Source organism: Stenotrophomonas sp. G4 (assembly GCF_003428825.1).
Lineage (GTDB): Bacteria > Pseudomonadota > Gammaproteobacteria > Xanthomonadales > Xanthomonadaceae > Stenotrophomonas > Stenotrophomonas indicatrix.
In genome coordinates this window covers 2248733-2267897 of record NZ_CP031741.1, presented here as the reverse complement: position 1 = coordinate 2267897, position 19165 = coordinate 2248733, and the positions used below count along the sequence as shown (strand labels likewise).

Here is a 19165-nt window from a genome sequence, read left to right as displayed (position 1 = left end):
GTGCTGGACGGCGTCGCCATGCGCACACTGGAAGGGCTGGATCCCACGGCGCTGCCGCTGCAGGCACTGGTGGCTGCCGGCGAGCCGGTGGTGCTGCGCGGCATCGCGCGCGACTGGGGACTGGTGCAGGCCGGGTCGCGTTCCCCGCAGGAGGCCATGGCCTACCTGCGCGGGTTCGAAGCAGGCGTGCCTGTTCCCTATTCCTTCGGCGGCCCCGAGATCGAAGGGCGTCCGTTCTACAACGCGGACTTCACCCGCTTGAACTTCGAGGTCCGGCGTGGCCTGCTGACGGAGGTGCTGGACGCAATCGCCGACCATCTCGATTCGCCGAGCCCGCCCACCTATTACGTCGCTTCGCTGCTGATCGCGCGTGCGCTGCCCGGGTTCGCCCAGCACAACGACGCCGGACTGGCGGGGCAGGGCATCGATGCTTCGGCCAGCATCTGGGTCGGCAACCGGGTGACGGCTTCCTGCCATTACGACATTCCGGACAACCTGGCGTGCTGCGCGGTGGGCCGGCGCCGCTTCACCCTGTTTCCGCCGGAGCAGATCGACAACCTCTACCCGGGGCCGATGGAGCCCACCCCGGGTGGGCAGGTGGTCAGCGTGGTGGATGTCGACCAGCCGGACTTCGACCGCCATCCGCGCTTCCGTGATGCATTGGCAAGCGCGCAGACCGCCACGCTTGAACCGGGGGATGCCATCTTCATCCCGGGCCTGTGGTGGCACCACGTGCGCAGCCTGGAGCCGTTCAACGTGCTGGTGAACTACTGGTGGCGCAGTGCGCCTGCCCATCTCGGCTCACCCCTGCCGGCGCTGCAGCATGCGATGTGGGCCCTGCGCGATCTACCGGCGCGCGAGAAGCAGGCTTGGGCAAAGATCTTCCAGTACTACGTGTTTGGTCCCGGCGAGCAGGCAGGGCAACACCTGCCCGAGGCGGCCCGGGGTGAGCTGGCACCGTTCGACGAGACGCAGGCGCGGCGCATGCGCGCGCAGCTGCTGGGTCGACTCAACCGCTGATGGGGAGCATCGCATTGAACGCTGCGGACACTACACAAGGGCCGATCCGGAGAGTGGTGATCGCTGGTGGCGGCACCGCCGGCTGGCTGGCCGGCTGCGCACTGGCGCACCAGTTCCGCCAACAGCTGGACATCACCCTGGTGGAGTCCGAGCAGATCGGTACGGTGGGTGTGGGCGAATCCACCGTGCCGCCCATCCGCACGTTCCACCGTTTCCTGCAGATCGATGAGCAGGAGTTCCTGCGTGCGGTCGCCGGCACGTTCAAGCTGTCGATCTCGTTCGAGAACTGGCGTCGCCCCGGTGAACGCTTCATCCATCCTTTCGGCACGATCGGGCAGGGCACCTGGGCCACGCCGTTCCATCACTTCTGGCTGGACAGCCTGCGCCGCGGCATGCCTTCCGAGCTGGGCGACTTCTGCCTGGAAAGTGCCGCGTCCCTGGCCGACAGGTTCTCGCTGCAGACCCAACCCCAGGTCAACTACGCCTACCATTTCGACGCCGGGCTCTATGCCAGGTTCCTGCGCGGCAAGGCCGAAGCAAACGGCCTGCGGCGGGTGGAAGGCAAGATCCGCGAAGTCCGCCAGCATCCCCATGACGGCTCGGTTGCGTCGCTGGTGCTGGACGACGGGCAGGTCATCGAAGGCGATCTGTTCATCGACTGCACCGGCTTCCGCGGCCTGTTGACCGAGCAGACCCTGCATACCGGCTATGAAGACTGGAACGAATGGTTGCCCAGTGATCGCGCCGTTGCCGTGCAGACCGACTCGGCCGCGCCGCCGGTGCCCTACACCCGTGCCATCGCGCACGAGGCCGGGTGGCGCTGGCACATCGCGCTGCAGCACCGGGTCGGCTGCGGGCTGGTGTTCTCCAGCCGCCACATGTCCGATGACGAGGCGCAGGCCAAACTGCTGCGTGATGTCGACGGGCAGCCCCTGCGCGATCCGTGGCTGGTGCCGTTCCGCAGCGGGCGCCGGTTGCAGGCCTGGAACAGGAACGTGGTGGCGCTCGGGCTGGCCAGTGGCTTCATCGAGCCGCTGGAATCGACCAGCATCCACCTGACCATCAGCGCCGTGGTGCGCCTGATCCAGCTGTTCCCGTCCGACGGCATCACCCCTTCGCTGGTGGCGTTGTACAACGACGTGAGCCGCCAGGAGATGGAGCACGTGCGCGATTTCATCATCCTGCATTACCACGCCAACCAGCGCGACGAGCCGATGTGGAAGGCCTGCCGCGAGATGGCGCTGCCTGAATCGCTGCAGGTCCGCCTGCGCGCGTGGCGCGAGCGGGCCCATGCCTGGCAGGACCCTGGCGAGCTGTTCCGGGTCGACTCCTGGACCAGCGTCCTGATGGGCCAGGGCATCCAGCCCGGACCGCCGCACCCGCTTGCGCGGGCCATCGGCGATGCGGACCTGCGCACCCTGTTGCATCGCATCCGGCAGCCGGTGCAGGAAACGGTGGCGAAGATGCCGACGCAGGCAGCGTTCATCGAGCGCTACTGCAGTGCGGCACCGGACGCATGGCAAAGGGGCAGGGCCGTGGCGTAGCCGCAGTGCGCGCTGTTGCATCGAATTGGTAGCGCTACCTTCAAACCACTACGGGGTGCAGTGAATGGAATTGGTTGCGGGAATCGACGCTGGTACGCAAAGCCTGAAGGTGGTTGTCTACGATCCTGAAGGGCGCAGTCTCGTGGCCAGCGCCAGCGCGCCATTGCAGCTGACCAGTGCCGCAGACGGCAGCCGGGAACAGCGGCCGGCCGATTGGGTGACGGCACTGCACGCCTGCTTTGCTGAGATCGATCCGGCGGTGCGCTCGCGGATTGCCGCGCTGGCAGTCTCAGGACAGCAGCATGGGTTCGTGCCGGTCGATGCGGCCGGGGAGGTGCTGGCACCGGCCAAGCTGTGGTGCGACACCAGCACCTCGGCCGAATGCGTGCAGATCATGGACGCCGCAGGCGGCACGGCGCGCACCATCGCGTTGGCCGGCAACCCGGTGCTTGCCGGTTACACCGCCTCCAAGCTGCCGTGGACGAAAACGCACCGGCCCGACACCTACGCGCGGCTTGCCACCATCCTGCTGCCGCACGACTACCTCAATTTCGTGTTGACCGGGGAGCGCTTCTGCGAATACGGCGATGCGTCGGGCACCGGCTGGCTGGATGTGCGCACCCGAACCTGGTCGGCCGAGCTGCTGCACGCGACCGATCCGCAGCGCGATCTCACCGACTGCCTGCCGCGCATCGCCGCGCCCGAAGAGATGTTCGGCATCACCCCCGCCGCAGCGGCGGCGTTGGGCCTTCCCGCATCGGTGAAGGTGGCCGTCGGCGGTGGCGACAACATGATGGCGGCCGTGGGTACCGGCTGCGTCGTACCCGGTCGCCTGGTGATGAGCCTGGGTACGTCCGGCACCCTGTTTGCCTTCTCGGACACGCCCGTGGTCGACCCGGGCGGAGCATGGGCCGCGTTCTGCTCGTCGACCGGCGGCTGGCTGCCGCTGATCTGCACGATGAACTGCACCGTGGTGACCGGACAGGTCGCCGACGCCTTCGGCTTCAGCAGCCGCGAGGGCGACCGGCACCTGCAGGCCACGCCGCCCGGTGCCGACGGCCTGGTGATGCTGCCGTTCCTCAACGGCGAACGCACGCCGGACCTGCCGCAGGGCAAGGGGGTGCTGGCGGGCCTGGACACGACCAACATGACGCCGGCGCACATCTACCGCGCGGCCATGGAAGGGGCCACGTACGCCCTGAAGTATGGCTACGACGCATTCGTCGGCGCGGGCATGCAGTTCGAACGCATCGTGCTGACCGGCGGCGGCAGCAACAGCGCGCAGTGGCGGCAACTGGTGGCCGATGTGTTCGGCCTGCCGGTGGAGGTGCCGGCCCAGTCCGAAGGCGCGGCATTCGGTGCGGCATTGCAGGCCCTGTGGGCGTTGGGCCACGACCGTGGCGATGCCGCCTCCATCGCCGACGTCGCCGACCGCCACGTTGCGCTTGACCCGCTGCGTTCGGCACGCCCGGACCCCGCACGCGCCGAAGCCTACGCCACGGCCTACGCCCGTTTCCTTCGACATCTCGACGCGATCACGCCGCTGTACCGCGGCTGATCTCCTTTCCGCACCTCGCACAACGACAGGAAGACGCACCATGAGCACGCAACCTTTCATCGGCGCCAAGGAATACTTCCCCGGCATCGGCCGCATTCCCTTCGAAGGCCGGGGCTCGGACAACCCGCTCGCGTTCAAGGTCTACGACGCCGACAAGGTCATCGGCGGCAGGACCATGCAGGAACATCTGCGCTTTGCAGTCTGTTACTGGCACACCTTCTGCAATGCCGGGCACGATCCGTTCGGTCCGGGTACCCGTCATTTCCCCTGGGAGGCCGGCTCGCCGATGGCGACCGCCGAGGCGAAGGTGGACGCGGCATTCGAGTTCTTCACCAAGCTGGGCGTGCCGTACTGGTGTTTCCACGATATCGACCTGGCGCCGGACGCCGAGGATGTCGGGCAGTACGAAAAGAACCTGAAGCACATGGTGGGCCTGGCCAAGGCGCGCCAGGATGCAACCGGCATGAAGCTGCTGTGGGGCACGGCCAACCTGTTCTCGCACCCGCGCTACATGAACGGTGCGTCGACCAACCCGGATTTCGCAGTGGTGGCGCGTGCCGCCGTGCAGGTAAAGGCGGCGCTGGAGGCCACCGTTGAACTGGGCGGCGAGCATTACGTGTTCTGGGGCGGCCGCGAAGGCTATGCCGCGCTGGCCAATACCCAGATGAAGCGCGAAGTCGACCACCTCGCGCGGTTCCTGACCATGGCGCGCGACCATGGCCGCAGCATCGGCCTGAAGGGCAACTTCCTGATCGAGCCCAAGCCGATGGAACCGATGAAGCACCAGTACGACTTCGACAGCGCCACCGTGGTGGGGTTCCTGAAGGAACATGGGCTGGACAAGGATTTCAAGCTCAACATCGAGGCCAACCACGCGACACTGTCCGGCCATACCTTCGAACACGATCTGCAGGTCGCCTCGGACCACGGCCTGCTCGGCAGCATCGACGCCAACCGCGGCAACGCCCAGAACGGCTGGGATACCGACCAGTTCCCCACCGACCTGTACGACACCGTGGGCGCGATGCTGGTGGTGCTGCGCCAGGGTGGGCTGGAAGGCGGCTTGAACTTCGACGCCAAGGTGCGCCGTGAATCGACCGACCTGGAAGATCTGTTCATTGCCCACGTCGGCGGCATGGATGCCTTCGCCCGCGGGCTGGAAGTGGCCCATGCGCTGCTGAACGACTCGCCGCTGGAGCAGTGGCGCAAGGAGCGTTACGCCAGCTTCGACAGTGGTGCCGGCAAGGACTTCGCGGGCGGCGCGCTCAGTCTGGCAGAACTGGCTGCGCTGGGTGCCAAGGGCGGCGAGCCCAGGCAGATCAGCGGCAAGCAGGAGCGCTACGAGAACCTGATCAACCAGTACCTGCTGCGTTGAGCACAGCGGCTCGCATCGATGACACCGAACCGGGGAGGGGCACGGCAATGCAGCAGGCAATGAGCGGTGGAGAGAACACCCGGCTGATCGTATTGATCAGCGTGGTGGCGACGATTGGCGGATTCCTGTTCGGGTTCGACAGCGGCGTGATCAACGGCACCCAGGACGGCCTGCACCAGGCGTTCAGATCCGGCGAGTGGATGCAGGGGTTCGAGATCGCCTCGATGTTGCTGGGCTGCGCTGTCGGTGCCTTCAGCGCCGGCCGGCTGGCCGACCGTCTCGGCCGCCGCAACGTGCTGATCGTCTCGGCAGTGTTGTTCCTGCTGTCGGCGATCGGCGCCGGCGCCGCATCCTCCTCGGCGATGTTCATCGTCGCGCGGGTGTTGGGGGGCTTTGCGGTGGGGGCCGCCAGTGTCATCTCCCCGGCCTACATCGCCGAGGTCGCGCCGGCGCGCTACCGTGGCCGGCTCGCCACGGTCCAGCAGATCGCCATCATCAGCGGGCTGACCGTCGCGTTCCTGTCCAACTATCTGCTGGCGGCCACCGCCGGTGCGTCCACCGAGGCACTGTGGGGCGGGCACGCAGCGTGGCGCTGGATGTTCTGGATGCAGGCCGTGCCCTCGCTGCTGTTCCTGGCACTGCTGCTGACCATTCCGGAAAGCCCGCGCTACCTGATGGTGAAGCGCCGCAAGGACGAGGCGCTGCAGGTGCTTGCGCGGCTGTACGGCGGTGTCGAGGCGCAGGCGAAGCTTGCCGAGATCGACGCTTCGCTGTCGACCGACCACCATCGGCCGCGGCTGTCGGACCTGCGTAACAAGGCCACCGGCAGGATCCGCCCGATTGTCTGGGTCGGCATCGGCCTGGCCACCTTCCAGCAGCTGGTCGGCATCAACGTGGTGTTCTACTACGGTGCCGTGCTCTGGCAGGCCGTCGGCTTCTCCGAGAACGACGCGCTGCTGATCAATGTGCTGTCCGGTGCGCTCAGCATCGGCGCCTGCATCGTCACCGTGCTGCTGATCGATCGCATCGGGCGCAAGCCATTGCTGTGGGTGGGCTCGGCCGGCATGGCGGTGTCACTGGCACTGCTGGTGGCCGCATTCGCCAGCGGCTCGCTGGTCGATACGCACCTGCAGCTGCCTGCGGGCATGGGCACGCTGGCGCTGGTGGCGGCCAATGCCTATGTCGTGTTCTTCAACATCTCGTGGGGCCCGGTGATGTGGGTGATGCTGGGCGAGATGTTCCCCAACCAGATCCGCGGTTCGGGCCTGGCGGTGGCCGGTGCGGCGCAGTGGACCGCCAATTTCGCCGTCACCGTGACCTTCCCGATTCTGCTGGCCGCCACCGGGCTGGCGGCCACGTACAGCATCTACCTGGTGGCGGCGGTCATTTCGGTGTTCTTCGTGCTCAGGTACGTGCACGAAACCAAGGGCAAGGAACTGGAGCAGATGGAAGGATGAACGCGATGACCCATCGACACGTTGGCCGCGCCCACGCTGGCGTGCTGCTGACCACGCTGCTGCTGGCACTGGCGGCCTGCGGCAAGGATGAAAACGTTGCCGCAACTGCAGCCGCGACGCCGGACCCGTGGCCGCAGGTCGCCTGGCCACTGGCCGAGGACCCCGCGCTGGAAAAGCGCATCACCGACCTGATGGCCACCATGACGGTGGAGGAGAAGGTCGGCCAGCTGGTGCAGGGCGATATCGCCAGCATTACGCCCGACGACGTGCGCCGCTATCGGTTGGGCTCGGTCCTGGCCGGTGGCAATTCCGATCCCGGTGGCCGTTACGATGCCGCGCCGGCCGAATGGCTGGCGCTGGCCGATGCGTTCTACACAGCGTCGATGGACACCTCCACCGGAGGCAAAGCCATCCCGGTGCTGTTCGGCATCGATGCCGTGCACGGGCAGAGCAACATCATCGGCGCGACGCTGTTCCCGCACAACATCGGCCTGGGCGCGGCCCGCAACCCGGATCTGCTGCGCCGGATCGGCGAGGTGACCGCGCTGGAGACCCGTGCGACCGGGATGGAGTGGGCGTTCGCACCAACCGTGGCGGTACCGCAGGACGACCGCTGGGGGCGCACCTATGAGGGCTATTCCGAATCGCCCGAGGTGGTGGCCAGCTATGCCGGTGCAATGGTCGAAGGGCTGCAGGGCAAAGTGGGTACGCCCGCGTTCCTCGATGGTCGTCATGTGATCGCCTCGGTGAAGCACTTCCTCGGCGACGGTGGCACTATCGATGGCAAGGACCAGGGGGATACACGGATCAGCGAAGCGGACCTGGTGCGCATCCACGCGGCCGGGTATCCGCCGGCGATCGCCGCAGGCGCACAGACCGTCATGGCCTCCTTCAACAGCGTCAACGGCGAGAAAATGCATGGTCACAGGCAGTACCTGACCGATGCGTTGAAGGGCCGCATGCACTTCGGTGGGTTCGTGGTGGGCGACTGGAACGGCCACGGGCAGGTCAAGGGCTGCACGACCACCGATTGCCCGGCCACCATCAATGCGGGCCTGGACATGGCCATGGCCTCGGACAGCTGGAAGGGCTTCTACGAAACCACGCTGGCCGCCGTGAAGAGCGGCACCATCAGCCAGCAACGGCTGGACGAGGCGGTGCGCCGGATCCTGCGCGTCAAGATGCGGCTGGGTCTGTTCGAGGCGGGCAAGCCGTCCACACGTGCGGTCGGCGGCCAGTTCGCCCTCATCGGCGCACCGGAACATCGTGCGCTGGCACGGCAGGCGGTGCGCGAATCGCTGGTACTGCTGAAGAACCAGGGGGGCGTGTTGCCACTGTCGCCCAAGCAACGGATCCTGGTGGCCGGTGACGGTGCCAACGACGTGGGCAAGCAGGCCGGCGGCTGGACGCTGAACTGGCAGGGCACCGGCACGATCCGCAAGGACTTCCCCAATGCGGACACGATCTACGAGGGCATCGCCCAGCAGGCGTCGGCCGCGGGTGGCGAGGCAGTGCTGGCGGTCGATGGGAAATATGTGACGAAGCCGGATGTGGCCGTGGTGGTATTCGGCGAGAGCCCGTATGCCGAGTTCCAGGGCGATCTGCCGACGCTGGCCTACAAGCCGGGGGACGATGCCGACCTTGACCTGATCAAACGACTGAAGGCCGACGGCATTCCGGTGGTGGCCGTGTTCCTGAGCGGACGCCCGCTGTGGGTCAACCGCGAGATCAACGCCGCTGATGCGTTCGTGGCGGCGTGGCTGCCCGGCTCGGAAGGTGCCGGCGTTGCCGACGTGCTGCTGCGCGGGCCTGATGGCAGCGTGCAGCACGATTTCAAGGGCAGGTTGAGCTTCAGCTGGCCGCGCACGGCGACGCAGTACGCCAACAATGTGGGGCAGAAGGATTACAACCCGCAGTTCGCCTTTGGCTTCGGCCTGTCCTACGCCGACAACGGCGATCTGCCGGCGCTGCCGGAAGTCTCCGGGGTAACCGGCAATGAAGGTGCCGCCGGCGTGTTCTTCGCGCGCGGCGAAGCCGGTTCAGGCATGGCTCTGCGCCTGCAGAACAGCACGGGGCAGGGCGTTACGGTCACCAAGGTGCCGGAGGCCCTGGAGGGCGATCTGCTCAAGGTCACCGGCGTGGACCACCTGGCACAGGAAGATGGCCGCCGCCTGGCCTGGTCGGGCAAGGCTGAGGCAGTTGCCGCGCTGCAGTCGCACACGGCACTGGACCTGCAGCGCGAAAGCAACGGCGATCTGATGCTGCTGACCACGCTGCGGGTGGAGTCTGCACCCCGTGGCGAGGCCTGGTTGGCGGTGGGCTGCGGCACGGGCTGCTCGGCCCGCATTGCGCTCACGCCGACGCTGGCAAAACTGCCGGTGGGCCAATGGACGCGCGTGGGCGTGCCGCTGAAGTGCCTTGCAGCCGCAGGTGCGGACGTCGGCAAGCTGGATCGCCCGTGGTCGATCGGAACGGCGGGGGCGATGACATTGTCGGTGTCACGTGTCGCGCTGGGCGCCCTGAACGAGGCGGAGACCAGCATCGGGTGCGCAGGCGCGTGACCGTGACGCTGCGTCCTGCGCTATCGGGAACCGGGTGGGCGCGTGACCGAATCGCGCACCACCAGCCGGTGCGGCACCACGTGGTCGGTCAACACGCGCACGCCCTCGCTGCGGCGGCGGATGGTGCGCAGCAGGATCTCGATGGCGGCATCGGCCATCGAGGCGATGGGCTGATGGATGGTGGTGAGCTCGGGCCAGACCGTGGTGGCGGCGGAACTGTCATCGAAACCCACTACCGACAGGTCGCGGGGCACCTCCAGGCCACGCCGGTGCGCGACGGAGATCGCCGCCGCGCCCATATCGTCGTTGCTGGCCAGGATCGCCGTGGGCGGTCTGGGCTGGCACAGCAGTTTCTCGGCAGCGGCCAGCCCGGAGCGGTAGGTGTAGTCGCCCTGTTCGACCAGGGCGGGGTCGACCTCCAGCCCGGCGTCGTGCAGCGCGCTGACAAAGCCGTCATAGCGCCGCGTGCTGGCACTGAGGTCGGTGCGCCCGCAGATGAAGCCGATGCGGCGGTGGCCGTGCTGGATCAGGTGTTCAGCCAATTCCCTGCCGGCGTGGAAGTCATCGATGCGCACGCAGGAAATGTCATTGCCGAGGTGACCCGGCGCGATCGCCACCACCGGGATGCCGGCCTTGACCAGCTCGGTCACCACGGGCTTCGATTCGCACAGCGGCGGCGGCAGGATGACGCCGTCCACCCGTCCGGCCAGGGCACGCGCGGCCTTGCGCTGGGCCGCGGGGCCCGGCTCGTCCCAGTAGTCGATGACCAGCTGGATGGCAGCGTTGGACGCTACGCGCAGCAGGCCGACCAGCAGTTCGCGCAGGTAGGCACCGCTGGGGTCGGTGTAGATCAGTGCAATACGCGTGTGCTGCGCGGCGGCCAGCGAACTGGCGGCGAGGTTGGGCGTATAGCCCAGTTCACGCACTGCGCGCATCACGCGCTCGCGGGTGACGTCGCGCACCTTGCCCTGGTTGATCGCCCGCGACACCGTCATCGGCGACACTCCGGCCAGGGCCGCCACCTCGTCGATCGTCACGCCACTGGTTTTGCGGCGGACCGATTTCTTCGGCTTGTCCAATACGCGCTCCCGTTCTTCTCTGTGACGCTGCCGAAGCCCGCGCACGTCAGGAGCTTACAAGGTTTGCTGGCCGCCCAACGGTCCGGTCTGGATGGCGAGCGGTGTCATTGGATGTTTGCTGCTGTGCTGGTGCTGCTGGCCTGCATCGGCGACGCGCGCGCAGAGGATGGCCATGCCCTGTGGATGCGCTACGTCCCGCTTGAGCCGGCCCTCGCTGCCGGCTACCGCACCCGCCTGGGGCAGGTGGTGGCCCCTGATCACACAGCCACGCAGCGCGCCGCGCGCGATGAACTGCAGCGTGGACTGGCCGGGCTGCTCGGCAGCGCTCCGCAGTTGGCAGGTACGGCAGCCACCGGCCCCATGCTGGTGCTGGGTACGCCGCAGTCGTCGGCGTTGATCGCGCCGTTGCGTGCGCAGATGCAGTCGCTGGGCGAGGAGGGCTACCTGCTCAAGCGCACACAGGTGGGCGGACGCGATGTGCTGCTGGTCGCCGCACCGCGGGATATCGGCGTGCTGTACGGGGTGTTCCACCTGCTGCGGCTGCTGCAGACGGGCGCGGCACTGGACGCCCTCGATGTGCGTCAATCGCCGCGGCTCCGGCTGCGCGTGCTCAATCACTGGGACAACCTGGATGGCCATGTCGAACGTGGCTACGCAGGCCGTTCGCTGTGGGACTGGCAGACGTTGCCGGAGTGGCGCGACCCGCGCTACACCGACTATGCACGCGCCAACGCATCCGTAGGCATCAACGGCACCGTGCTCAACAACGTGAATGCAAACGCACAGAGTCTTGCGCCGGACTATCTCGACAAAGCGGCAACACTGGCCGATCTTTTCCGTCCGTACGGCGTCCGTGTCTACCTGAGTGCACGCTTCAGCGCACCCATCGAGCTGGGCGGGCTCGACACCGCCGATCCGCTCGACCCGGCCGTGCAACGTTGGTGGCGCGACAAAGCCGAGCAGATCTACGCGCGCATTCCCGATTTCGGTGGTTTCCTGGTGAAGGCCAATTCGGAAGGGCAGCCCGGCCCGCAGGACTACGGCCGCTCGCACGCCGACGGCGCCAACCTGCTGGCCGATGCGCTGGCCCCGCACGGCGGCGTGGTGATGTGGCGCGCCTTCGTCTATGCGCACGACGTTCCTGCGGACCGGGCCACGCAGGCCTACAGCGAATTCGCCGGCCTGGATGGCGCGTTCCGCCCGAACGTGGTGCTGCAGGTGAAGAACGGGCCCATCGACTTCCAGCCACGCGAGCCGTTCCATCCGCTGTTCGGGGCCATGCCGCGCACGCCGCTGGTGATGGAAGTGCAGATCACCAAGGAGTACCTGGGCTTTGCCACGCATCTGGTTTACCTGGGGCCGTTGTACGAGGAAGTGCTGCGGGCCGACACCCGCACACGCGGCAGGGGGGCCATCGTGGCGCAGTCCCTGGCCGGCATGGCCGGGGTCGCCAACATCGGCACCGACCGCACCTGGAGTGGATCGCACTTCGACCAGGCCAACTGGTACGCCTTCGGGCGTCTTGCGTGGGATCCACGGCAATCGGCCCAGGACATCGCGGCGGACTGGGCGGCGCTGACGTTCTCGGCCGATCCCGGCGTGGTGCAGCCCATCGTCGGGATGATGATGGCCTCGCGCGAGGCCGCGGTGAACTACATGACGCCGTTGGGCCTGCACCACCTGATGGCGCGGGGGCACCACCATGGTCCCGGTCCCTGGGTCGATGGTGGCCCGCGCGCGGACTGGACGTCGGTGTACTACCACCGTGCGGATCGCAACGGCATCGGCTTCGACCGCACCGCGCGCGGCAGCAACGCCGTGGCCCAGTATTCCCCCGGCGTGGCCGAGCAGTACGGCGACCTGGCGCGGGTTCCGGAGCCGCTGCTGCTGTGGTTCCACCACGTGCCGTGGGATCACCGCATGGCCTCTGGGCGGACGTTGTGGGACGAACTGGTCGGGCGCTACTCGCAGGGGGTACGGCAGGTGCAGGGCATGCAGGCCACCTGGGCGGGGCTGCAGGGCAAGGTGGATGCGCAACGACATGCGCAGGTCACGGCCTTCCTGCGTATCCAGCAGCGCGAAGCACAGTGGTGGCGCGATGCCAGCGTGGCGTACTTCCAGTCGGTGAGCGGTAGGCCGTTGCCCGCAGGCGAAGCCGCGCCGCCGCATCCGCTGGCCTGGTACCAGGCCCTGCAGTTTCCCTCCGCGCCAGGAGATGGCCGATGAAGCCGACGTCGTGGGTGGGATGGCTGCTGCTGGTTGCCATGGGCGGCTGCGCCACGCGTGCAGCGGCACAGGAACCAACGATGGCGCTGCTGCATCCGCTGTTCCAGGATCACGCCGTGCTGCAGCGTGACCGGCCGATTCCGGTATGGGGCCAGGCCACGCCGGGCGCCTCGGTTTCCGTGGCGTTTGCAGGGCGCACTGTCAGCACGCACGCGGCTGGCGATGGCCGCTGGCACGCAACGCTACCGCCTGCCGCAGCCGGCGGACCTTACGAAATGTCGGTCCGGTCCGGGCATGCCAGCCAGATCGTGCGCGACGTGCAGATCGGCGATGTCTGGTTGTGTTCCGGGCAGTCGAACATGGAGCTTCCGGTGTGGCGTGCGCTTGATGCAGGCAGCGAGATCGCCTCCGCCACGGAACCGGGAATCCGCCTGTTCACCGTGCCGAAGGCCGCGGCGGTTTCACCACGGAGTGATTTTCCCGCGTCTGTGGCATGGCGCCCCGCGTCACCGGACACCGTGCGTGACTTTTCCGCCGCGTGTTTCTACTTTGCGCGTGAACTGCGCAGGACCGTCGACGTTCCGATGGGGCTGATCCAGGCAGCGTGGGGCGGCTCGCGCATCGAGGCCTGGACCAGCAGCAATGCCCTGCGCATGCAGGGTGGCCTGGGCCCAGCGCTTGACGTGCTCGCGCTGTACGCGCGTGATCCGGCGGCGGCAAACGAACGTTGGGGCCAGCAGTGGCAACACTGGTGGACAACACGCGCCGATGCCGTCGCCGCCGATGCACCCTGGCAGCCAGGCAACGACAGCCGTGGATGGCAACGCGCACCCGCCAGGTTCGGGGCGTGGGAGCGCTGGGGTGTGCCAGCGCTGGCCGGCTACAACGGCATGGTCTGGTACCGCACCCAGGTGACACTGAGCGCCGACCAGGCAGCCAAGCGCGCACAGCTTGAGCTCGGCCCCATCGACGAGACGGACATGACCTGGGTGAACGGCGTGGCCGTGGGCAGCCAGTACGGTGCGGGCGAGCGGCGAACCTATGCGCTGCCAGCCGGCTTGCTGAAAGCCGGCGCCAACACCGTGGTGATCAATGTGCTGGACACCTACGGTGAGGGTGGCCTTGCAGGGCCCGCGAGCACGCACGCCATCGGCCTGGATGACGGTACGCGCATCGAGCTGGATGCCCGCTGGCAGTACCGGGTGGCGCCCGGCGCACAGGCGCCGCCGCTGGCACCGTGGCACGCCGCCACGGGACTGTCGACGCTGTACAACGGCATGATCGCGCCGCTGGGTGCCTCTGGCCTGCGCGGCATGCTGTGGTACCAGGGTGAATCCAACACCGGTGACGCACCGGCATACCTCGCACGCCTGCGCAGCCTGCGTGACGACTGGCGGGGGCGATTCGGCGCGCACACGCCGCTGCTGCTGGTGCAGCTGGCCGGCTATGGCCAGCCACCCGTGGCTCCGGTTGAAAGTGGCTGGGCGCGGGTGCGCGAAGCGCAGCGGCTCGCTGCGGCGGAAGACCCGCGCACCGGGCTGGCCGTGGCCATCGACATCGGCGATGCCTACGACATCCACCCGCCGAACAAGCAGGAACTGGGCCGGCGGCTGGCGCGGGCAGCGCGCCATGTGGTCTATGGCGAGCGCAGCCTGGCGCCCGCCGGCCCAACTGCACACACAGCATCGGCCACGCGCGCCGGCGTGCGTATCCGCTTCAACGGGATCACCGGCACCCTGGTCACGACCGGCGCGAACGGCCCCATCGGCTTCGAGCTGTGCGACGCCGATGCGCACCACTGCCGCTACGCCGACGCGGTGCTGGACGGGCACGACGTCGTGCTGCGCAGCCCGCTGGCTGACGCGGGCGGGCGCGTGCGCTACTGCTGGGCCGATGGCCCGGTGTGCACCCTGCGCGACAGCAGTGGGGCGCCCGCCGGCCCGTTCGAGCTTTCCATCACCCCTGCGGAGGTTCCCTGATGCGTCTGCTGCTGGCTCCAGTACTCATGTTGATGTCGTTGCTGCCGCAGGCGTGGGCAGCGCCGCCCGCGCCGCCGGTCTACTTCGACTGGTTCGAGTACAGCGGTCGCGACGCGGCCTTCGATGCGCCGTTGCCGGCCGGGCACTATCGCAACCCGATCCTTGCCGGGTTCCATGCCGACCCCAGCATCGTCGCCGCAAACGGGCGCTTCTATCTGGTCAATTCCAGCTTCACCTACTTCCCGGGCATCCCGGTATTCGAAAGCGTGGACCTGGTGCACTGGAAGCAGATCGGCAATGTGATCGACCGACCGTCGCAGCTGGACTTCGACGGACTGGGCGTGTCGCGCGGCATCTTCGCACCGGCCATCAGTTACCACGACGGCATGTTCTACGTGGTCACCACGGCCGTCGACAGCGGCGGCAACTTCATCGCTACCGCCCGTGATCCTGCCGGTCCCTGGTCCGACCCGCACTGGCTGCCTGGCATCGATGGGATCGATCCGTCATTGTTCTTCGACAGCGACGGCACCGTGTATCTGCTCAACAACGATGTACCGCCTGGCCCGCCACGTTACGAGGGCCACCGTGCCATCTGGATGCAGCAGATGGATCTGGCGACCTTCACCCCGGTAGGCCCCCGCAAGGTGTTGATCGACGGCGGGGTGGAGCCGGCCAGCAACCCGATCTGGATCGAGGGGCCGCACATCTACCAACGCGATGGCTGGTACTACCTCTCCGACGCGGAAGGCGGCACCGGGCCGCAACATTCGCAGGTGGTGCTGCGCAGCCGTGATGTGTGGGGGCCCTACGTGCCGTATGCGGGCAATCCGATTCTCACCCAGCGCGACCTGCCCGCCGACAGGCCGTTGCCGATCACCAATGCTGGGCATGCGGATCTGGTGGAGGGGCCGGACGGCTCATGGTGGGCGGTGTTCCTTGCCAGCCGCAACTACGACACGCGCCACTACAACACCGGGCGTGAGACCTATCTGCTGCCGGTGCAATGGCGTGACGGCTGGCCGGTGATCCTGCCGGCCAACCAGGCCATTCCGTATGCGGCCAGAGCGCCCTCCTGGATGCAGGGCGAAGCGGCGCAGGCGCCGTCCACCGGTAATTTCACCGAACGCGACGAATTCGATGCGCCCACACTCGGCAGCGGCTGGCTGCGCGTGCGCGTCCCCAGGCAGCCGTGGGCGGACCTGCGCGAGCGACCGGGGGCGTTGGCCGTGCATCCGCTGGCGGAGAACCTGGACACGCTGCGCAACCCCGCGTTCCTCGGCCGGCGCCAGCAGCACCTGCGCTTCGAATCCAGCACGGCCATGACCCGACCGGCGGCGGGCGTGGCCGCAGGCCTGGCAGCGTTCCAGAGCGAGACCCACTGGTATTTCCTTGGCGTGCGCAGCCTCGGCGGTGACCGCGTGGCGGTCTTCCTGGAAGCGCGCGACGGCGGCGGTGTCACCCGCACCCTGGCGACGCGCCAGGCAACGGCAGCGACATCGCTGCGCCTGAAGATCGCCGGTGACGAAGGCCGCTATGCGTTCGCCTTCGACAGCGGCGACGGGCGTGGCTGGCAGACACTGGCCGATGACGTGGACGGAACGGTGTTGAGTACGGATCGTGCAGGCGGCTTCGTCGGCGCCCTGCTGGGACCATTCGCGCGCGACGAGCGTGCATTGAGGAGCAAATGATGACGCGCACTGCCATCTTCCGCACGCTGGCCCTGGGCGCTGCCATCGCGCTGGCGGGCACGGGTTATGCAGCCGAGCCCGCGCCCTGGCTCGACACCTCGGCCAGCTTCGAAAACCGCGCCGCTGCCCTGGTCGCCCGGATGACCCTGGAGGAGAAGGCAGCGCAGATGCAGAACGCCGCGCCCGCGATCGAGCGCCTGGGCGTTCCCGCCTACGACTGGTGGAACGAAGGCCTGCATGGCGTGGCGCGGGCAGGGCAGGCCACCGTGTTTCCGCAGGCCATCGGCCTGGCGGCCACCTTCGATGTGCCGTTGATGGGACAGGTGGCCAGCACCATCAGCGACGAGGCCCGTGCCAAGCACCACCAGTTCCTCCGTGAGGGCTCGCATGGCCGCTACCAGGGGCTGACCTACTGGTCGCCGAACATCAACATCTTCCGCGACCCGCGATGGGGCCGCGGCCAGGAAACCTACGGCGAGGACCCGTACCTCACCGCCCGCATGGGCGTGGCCTTCGTGCACGGCCTGCAGGGCGATGACCCGGTGTACCGCAAGCTCGACGCCACCGCCAAGCACCTGGCCGTGCACAGTGGCCCCGAGGCCGACCGCCACCACTTCGATGCGCGCCCGAGCAAGCGCGACCTGTACGACACCTACCTGCCCGCGTTCGAGGCGCTGGTGAAAGAGGGGCAGGTGGACGCGGTGATGGGCGCCTACAACCGGGTGTACGGCGAGTCCGCCAGCGCCAGCCGGTTCCTGCTGCGCGACGTGCTGCGCCGCGACTGGGGTTTCAAGGGCTACGTGGTGTCCGACTGCTGGGCCATCGTCGACATCTGGAAACATCACCGGATCGTTCCCAGCCGCGAGGCGGCTGCCGCGTTGGCGGTCCGCAACGGCACCGAACTGGAGTGCGGCCAGGAATACGCCACGCTGCCGGCGGCAGTGCGGCAGGGCCTGATCAGCGAGGCGGAGATCGACGATGCGGTGACCCGCCTGTTTGCCGCGCGGATGCGGCTGGGCATGTTCGACCCACCCGAGCGCGTGCGCTGGGCGCAGATTCCCGCGTCGGTCAACCAGGCTCCGGCGCATGATGTGCTGGCCCTGAAGGCCGCCCAGGAATCGCTGGTGCTGCTGAAGAACGATGGCGTGCTGCCGCTGTCGCGCAACCTCAAACGCATCGCCGTGATCGGCCCCACGGCCGATGACACCATGGCACTGCTCGGCAACTACTTCGGCACCCCGGCCGCGCCGGTCACCCTCCTGCAGGGCATCCGCGATGCCGCCAAGGGAATCGAGGTGAGCTACGCACGCGGCGTGGACCTGGTTGAAGGGCGCGACGATCCCAGCGCCACACCCTTGATCGAAGCGACCTACCTGCGCCCGTCGGCTGACTCGCCGGAGCGCGGGCTGCGCGGCGAGTACTTCCGTACCGCCGATCTTTCGGGCACTCCGGCCCTGGTCCGCACCGATGCCCAGATCGGATTCCGCTGGGATCGGGGTTCCCCGACCGACAACCTGCTGGCCCGTGGTGAAGCAGCGCCGGGGCAGGGCATCCCCAGCGATGGTTTCAGCATCCGCTGGACTGGCCAGTTGCTGCCGCCCGTCTCGGGGCGCTACCGGATCGAGGCGGCCGCCGACGATGGTTTCCGCCTCTACGTGGACGGCAAGCGTGTGCTGGACCACTGGGCCAACAGTGATCGCCTGCACGGCGATGGCGTGGACCTGGACCTGCAGGCCGGCCGCGCCTATGACCTGAGGCTTGAGTACTTCGACGCCGAGCGCGATGCCGGCGTCCGCCTGGGCTGGCGCATGCCCGGTGCCAAGCCGCCGTTCGAAGCGGCACTGGAGGCCGCGCGCAGCGCCGATGTGGTGGTGTTCGTGGGCGGCCTCACCGGCGACGTCGAAGGCGAAGAGATGAAGGTCAACTACCCGGGCTTCGCCGGCGGTGACCGTACCGACCTGCGCCTGCCCGCGCCCCAGCGCTCGCTGCTGGAAGCGCTGCATGGCACCGGCAAACCGGTGGTGATGGTCCTCACCGGCGGCTCGGCCATGGCGGTGGACTGGGCGGAGCAGAATCTGTCCGCCATCCTGATGAGCTGGTATCCCGGGCAACGCGGCGGCACTGCCGTCGGCCAGGCGCTGTTCGGCGACGTCAATCCGGGCGGGCGCCTGCCGGTGACCTTCTACAAGGCGGACGAGGCGATGCCGGCCTTTGACGACTACACGATGGAAGGACGCACCTACCGCTACTTCCGCGGTACCCCGCTGTATCCGTTCGGGCACGGGCTGTCGTACACCCGCTTCGACTACGGCAGGCTGCAGCTCGATTCAACGCGCATCGCCAACGACGGGACACTCAAGGTGCAGGTCGAGATCGCCAACACGGGCAAGCGCGCCGGCGACGAAGTGGTCCAGCTGTATGTGCGACGGCTGCAGGCCGGCCCCGGCGACGCACGCCAGACACTGCGCGGCTTCCAGCGTGTGCACCTGGCCGCAGGCGAGCGGCGCACCGTGGTGTTCAACCTGGAAGCGCAGCAGGCCCTGCGCCACTATGACGACGCGCGCGGCGGCTATGCCGTGCCGGCGGGCGCGTACGAGGCATGGGTGGGCACCTCCAGCGCCGACATCCGCGCGAAGGCCGGATTCACCGTGGAGGCCAACCGTGACTGATGCGCG

The 19165-nt window shown here is 68.1% G+C and carries 11 protein-coding genes; 10 read left to right on the top strand and 1 reads right to left on the bottom strand.

The window, feature by feature from the left end; all coding sequences use genetic code 11:
* From D0Y85_RS10580 to D0Y85_RS10555, 6 genes are all read left to right on the top strand, one after another.
* Window positions 1–1020, top strand: coding sequence for a cupin-like domain-containing protein (locus tag D0Y85_RS10580; RefSeq protein WP_117310415.1), 1020 nt, complete (start codon window positions 1–3; stop codon window positions 1018–1020).
* A complete protein-coding gene (locus tag D0Y85_RS10575) occupies window positions 1020–2564 on the top strand; it encodes a tryptophan halogenase family protein (protein ID WP_117310414.1) in 1545 nt (514 codons plus the stop codon). Before D0Y85_RS10580 ends, D0Y85_RS10575 begins: the two co-directional genes overlap by 1 nt.
* Window positions 2565–2628: 64 nt before the next feature.
* Entirely contained in the window at window positions 2629–4122 is a 1494-nt protein-coding gene (gene xylB, locus D0Y85_RS10570; RefSeq protein WP_117310413.1) for a xylulokinase, read from the top strand.
* Between the two features lie 40 nt (window positions 4123–4162).
* Window positions 4163–5497, top strand: a complete 1335-nt coding sequence (gene xylA, locus D0Y85_RS10565) for a xylose isomerase (protein ID WP_025877150.1) — start codon at window positions 4163–4165, stop codon at window positions 5495–5497.
* A gap of 47 nt (window positions 5498–5544) precedes the next feature.
* On the top strand, window positions 5545–6954 hold the full coding sequence (locus D0Y85_RS10560; protein ID WP_100436295.1) for a sugar porter family MFS transporter: 1410 nt from the start codon (window positions 5545–5547) through the stop codon (window positions 6952–6954).
* Window positions 6951–9515, top strand: a complete 2565-nt coding sequence (locus tag D0Y85_RS10555) for an exo 1,3/1,4-beta-D-glucan glucohydrolase (protein ID WP_117310412.1) — start codon at window positions 6951–6953, stop codon at window positions 9513–9515. The genes D0Y85_RS10560 and D0Y85_RS10555 overlap by 4 nt, the downstream gene beginning before the upstream one ends.
* Window positions 9516–9535: 20 nt before the next feature.
* On the opposite strand, the gene D0Y85_RS10550 is transcribed toward D0Y85_RS10555, so the two are convergent.
* Window positions 9536–10594, bottom strand: a complete 1059-nt coding sequence (locus tag D0Y85_RS10550; protein ID WP_117310411.1) for a LacI family DNA-binding transcriptional regulator — start codon at window positions 10592–10594, stop codon at window positions 9536–9538.
* A gap of 111 nt (window positions 10595–10705) precedes the next feature.
* On the opposite strand from D0Y85_RS10550, the gene D0Y85_RS10545 reads away from it, so the two are divergent.
* Genes D0Y85_RS10545 through D0Y85_RS10530 form a run of 4 tightly spaced genes read left to right on the top strand, consistent with a single transcriptional unit; the run spans window position 10706 to window position 19159 of the window.
* Entirely contained in the window at window positions 10706–12820 is a 2115-nt protein-coding gene (locus tag D0Y85_RS10545) for an alpha-glucuronidase family glycosyl hydrolase (protein WP_117310410.1), read from the top strand.
* On the top strand, window positions 12817–14799 hold the full coding sequence (locus D0Y85_RS10540; protein WP_117310409.1) for a sialate O-acetylesterase: 1983 nt from the start codon (window positions 12817–12819) through the stop codon (window positions 14797–14799). Before D0Y85_RS10545 ends, D0Y85_RS10540 begins: the two co-directional genes overlap by 4 nt.
* Complete coding sequence (locus D0Y85_RS10535; protein WP_117310408.1) at window positions 14799–16490, top strand: glycoside hydrolase family 43 protein; 1692 nt, start codon at window positions 14799–14801, stop codon at window positions 16488–16490. The genes D0Y85_RS10540 and D0Y85_RS10535 overlap by 1 nt, the downstream gene beginning before the upstream one ends.
* Window positions 16490–19159: a glycoside hydrolase family 3 C-terminal domain-containing protein gene (locus D0Y85_RS10530; protein WP_343202869.1), complete on the top strand. Its 2670-nt coding sequence runs from the start codon at window positions 16490–16492 to the stop codon at window positions 19157–19159. The genes D0Y85_RS10535 and D0Y85_RS10530 overlap by 1 nt, the downstream gene beginning before the upstream one ends.
* The last annotated feature ends 6 nt before the right edge of the window (window positions 19160–19165 follow it).

Bases quoted from the DNA above. Each gene is read 5' to 3' on its own strand.
- D0Y85_RS10530 (WP_343202869.1), top strand. From the start codon at position 16,490: ATGACGCGCACTGCCATCTTCCGCACGCTGGCCCTGGGCGCTGCCATC.
- D0Y85_RS10540 (WP_117310409.1), top strand. From the start codon at position 12,817: ATGAAGCCGACGTCGTGGGTGGGATGGCTGCTGCTGGTTGCCATGGGC.
- D0Y85_RS10555 (WP_117310412.1), top strand. From the start codon at position 6,951: ATGAACGCGATGACCCATCGACACGTTGGCCGCGCCCACGCTGGCGTG.
- D0Y85_RS10575 (WP_117310414.1), top strand. From the start codon at position 1,020: ATGGGGAGCATCGCATTGAACGCTGCGGACACTACACAAGGGCCGATC.
- D0Y85_RS10545 (WP_117310410.1), top strand. From the start codon at position 10,706: ATGTTTGCTGCTGTGCTGGTGCTGCTGGCCTGCATCGGCGACGCGCGC.
- D0Y85_RS10560 (WP_100436295.1), top strand. From the start codon at position 5,545: ATGCAGCAGGCAATGAGCGGTGGAGAGAACACCCGGCTGATCGTATTG.
- xylB (WP_117310413.1), top strand. From the start codon at position 2,629: ATGGAATTGGTTGCGGGAATCGACGCTGGTACGCAAAGCCTGAAGGTG.
- xylA (WP_025877150.1), top strand. From the start codon at position 4,163: ATGAGCACGCAACCTTTCATCGGCGCCAAGGAATACTTCCCCGGCATC.
- D0Y85_RS10535 (WP_117310408.1), top strand. From the start codon at position 14,799: ATGCGTCTGCTGCTGGCTCCAGTACTCATGTTGATGTCGTTGCTGCCG.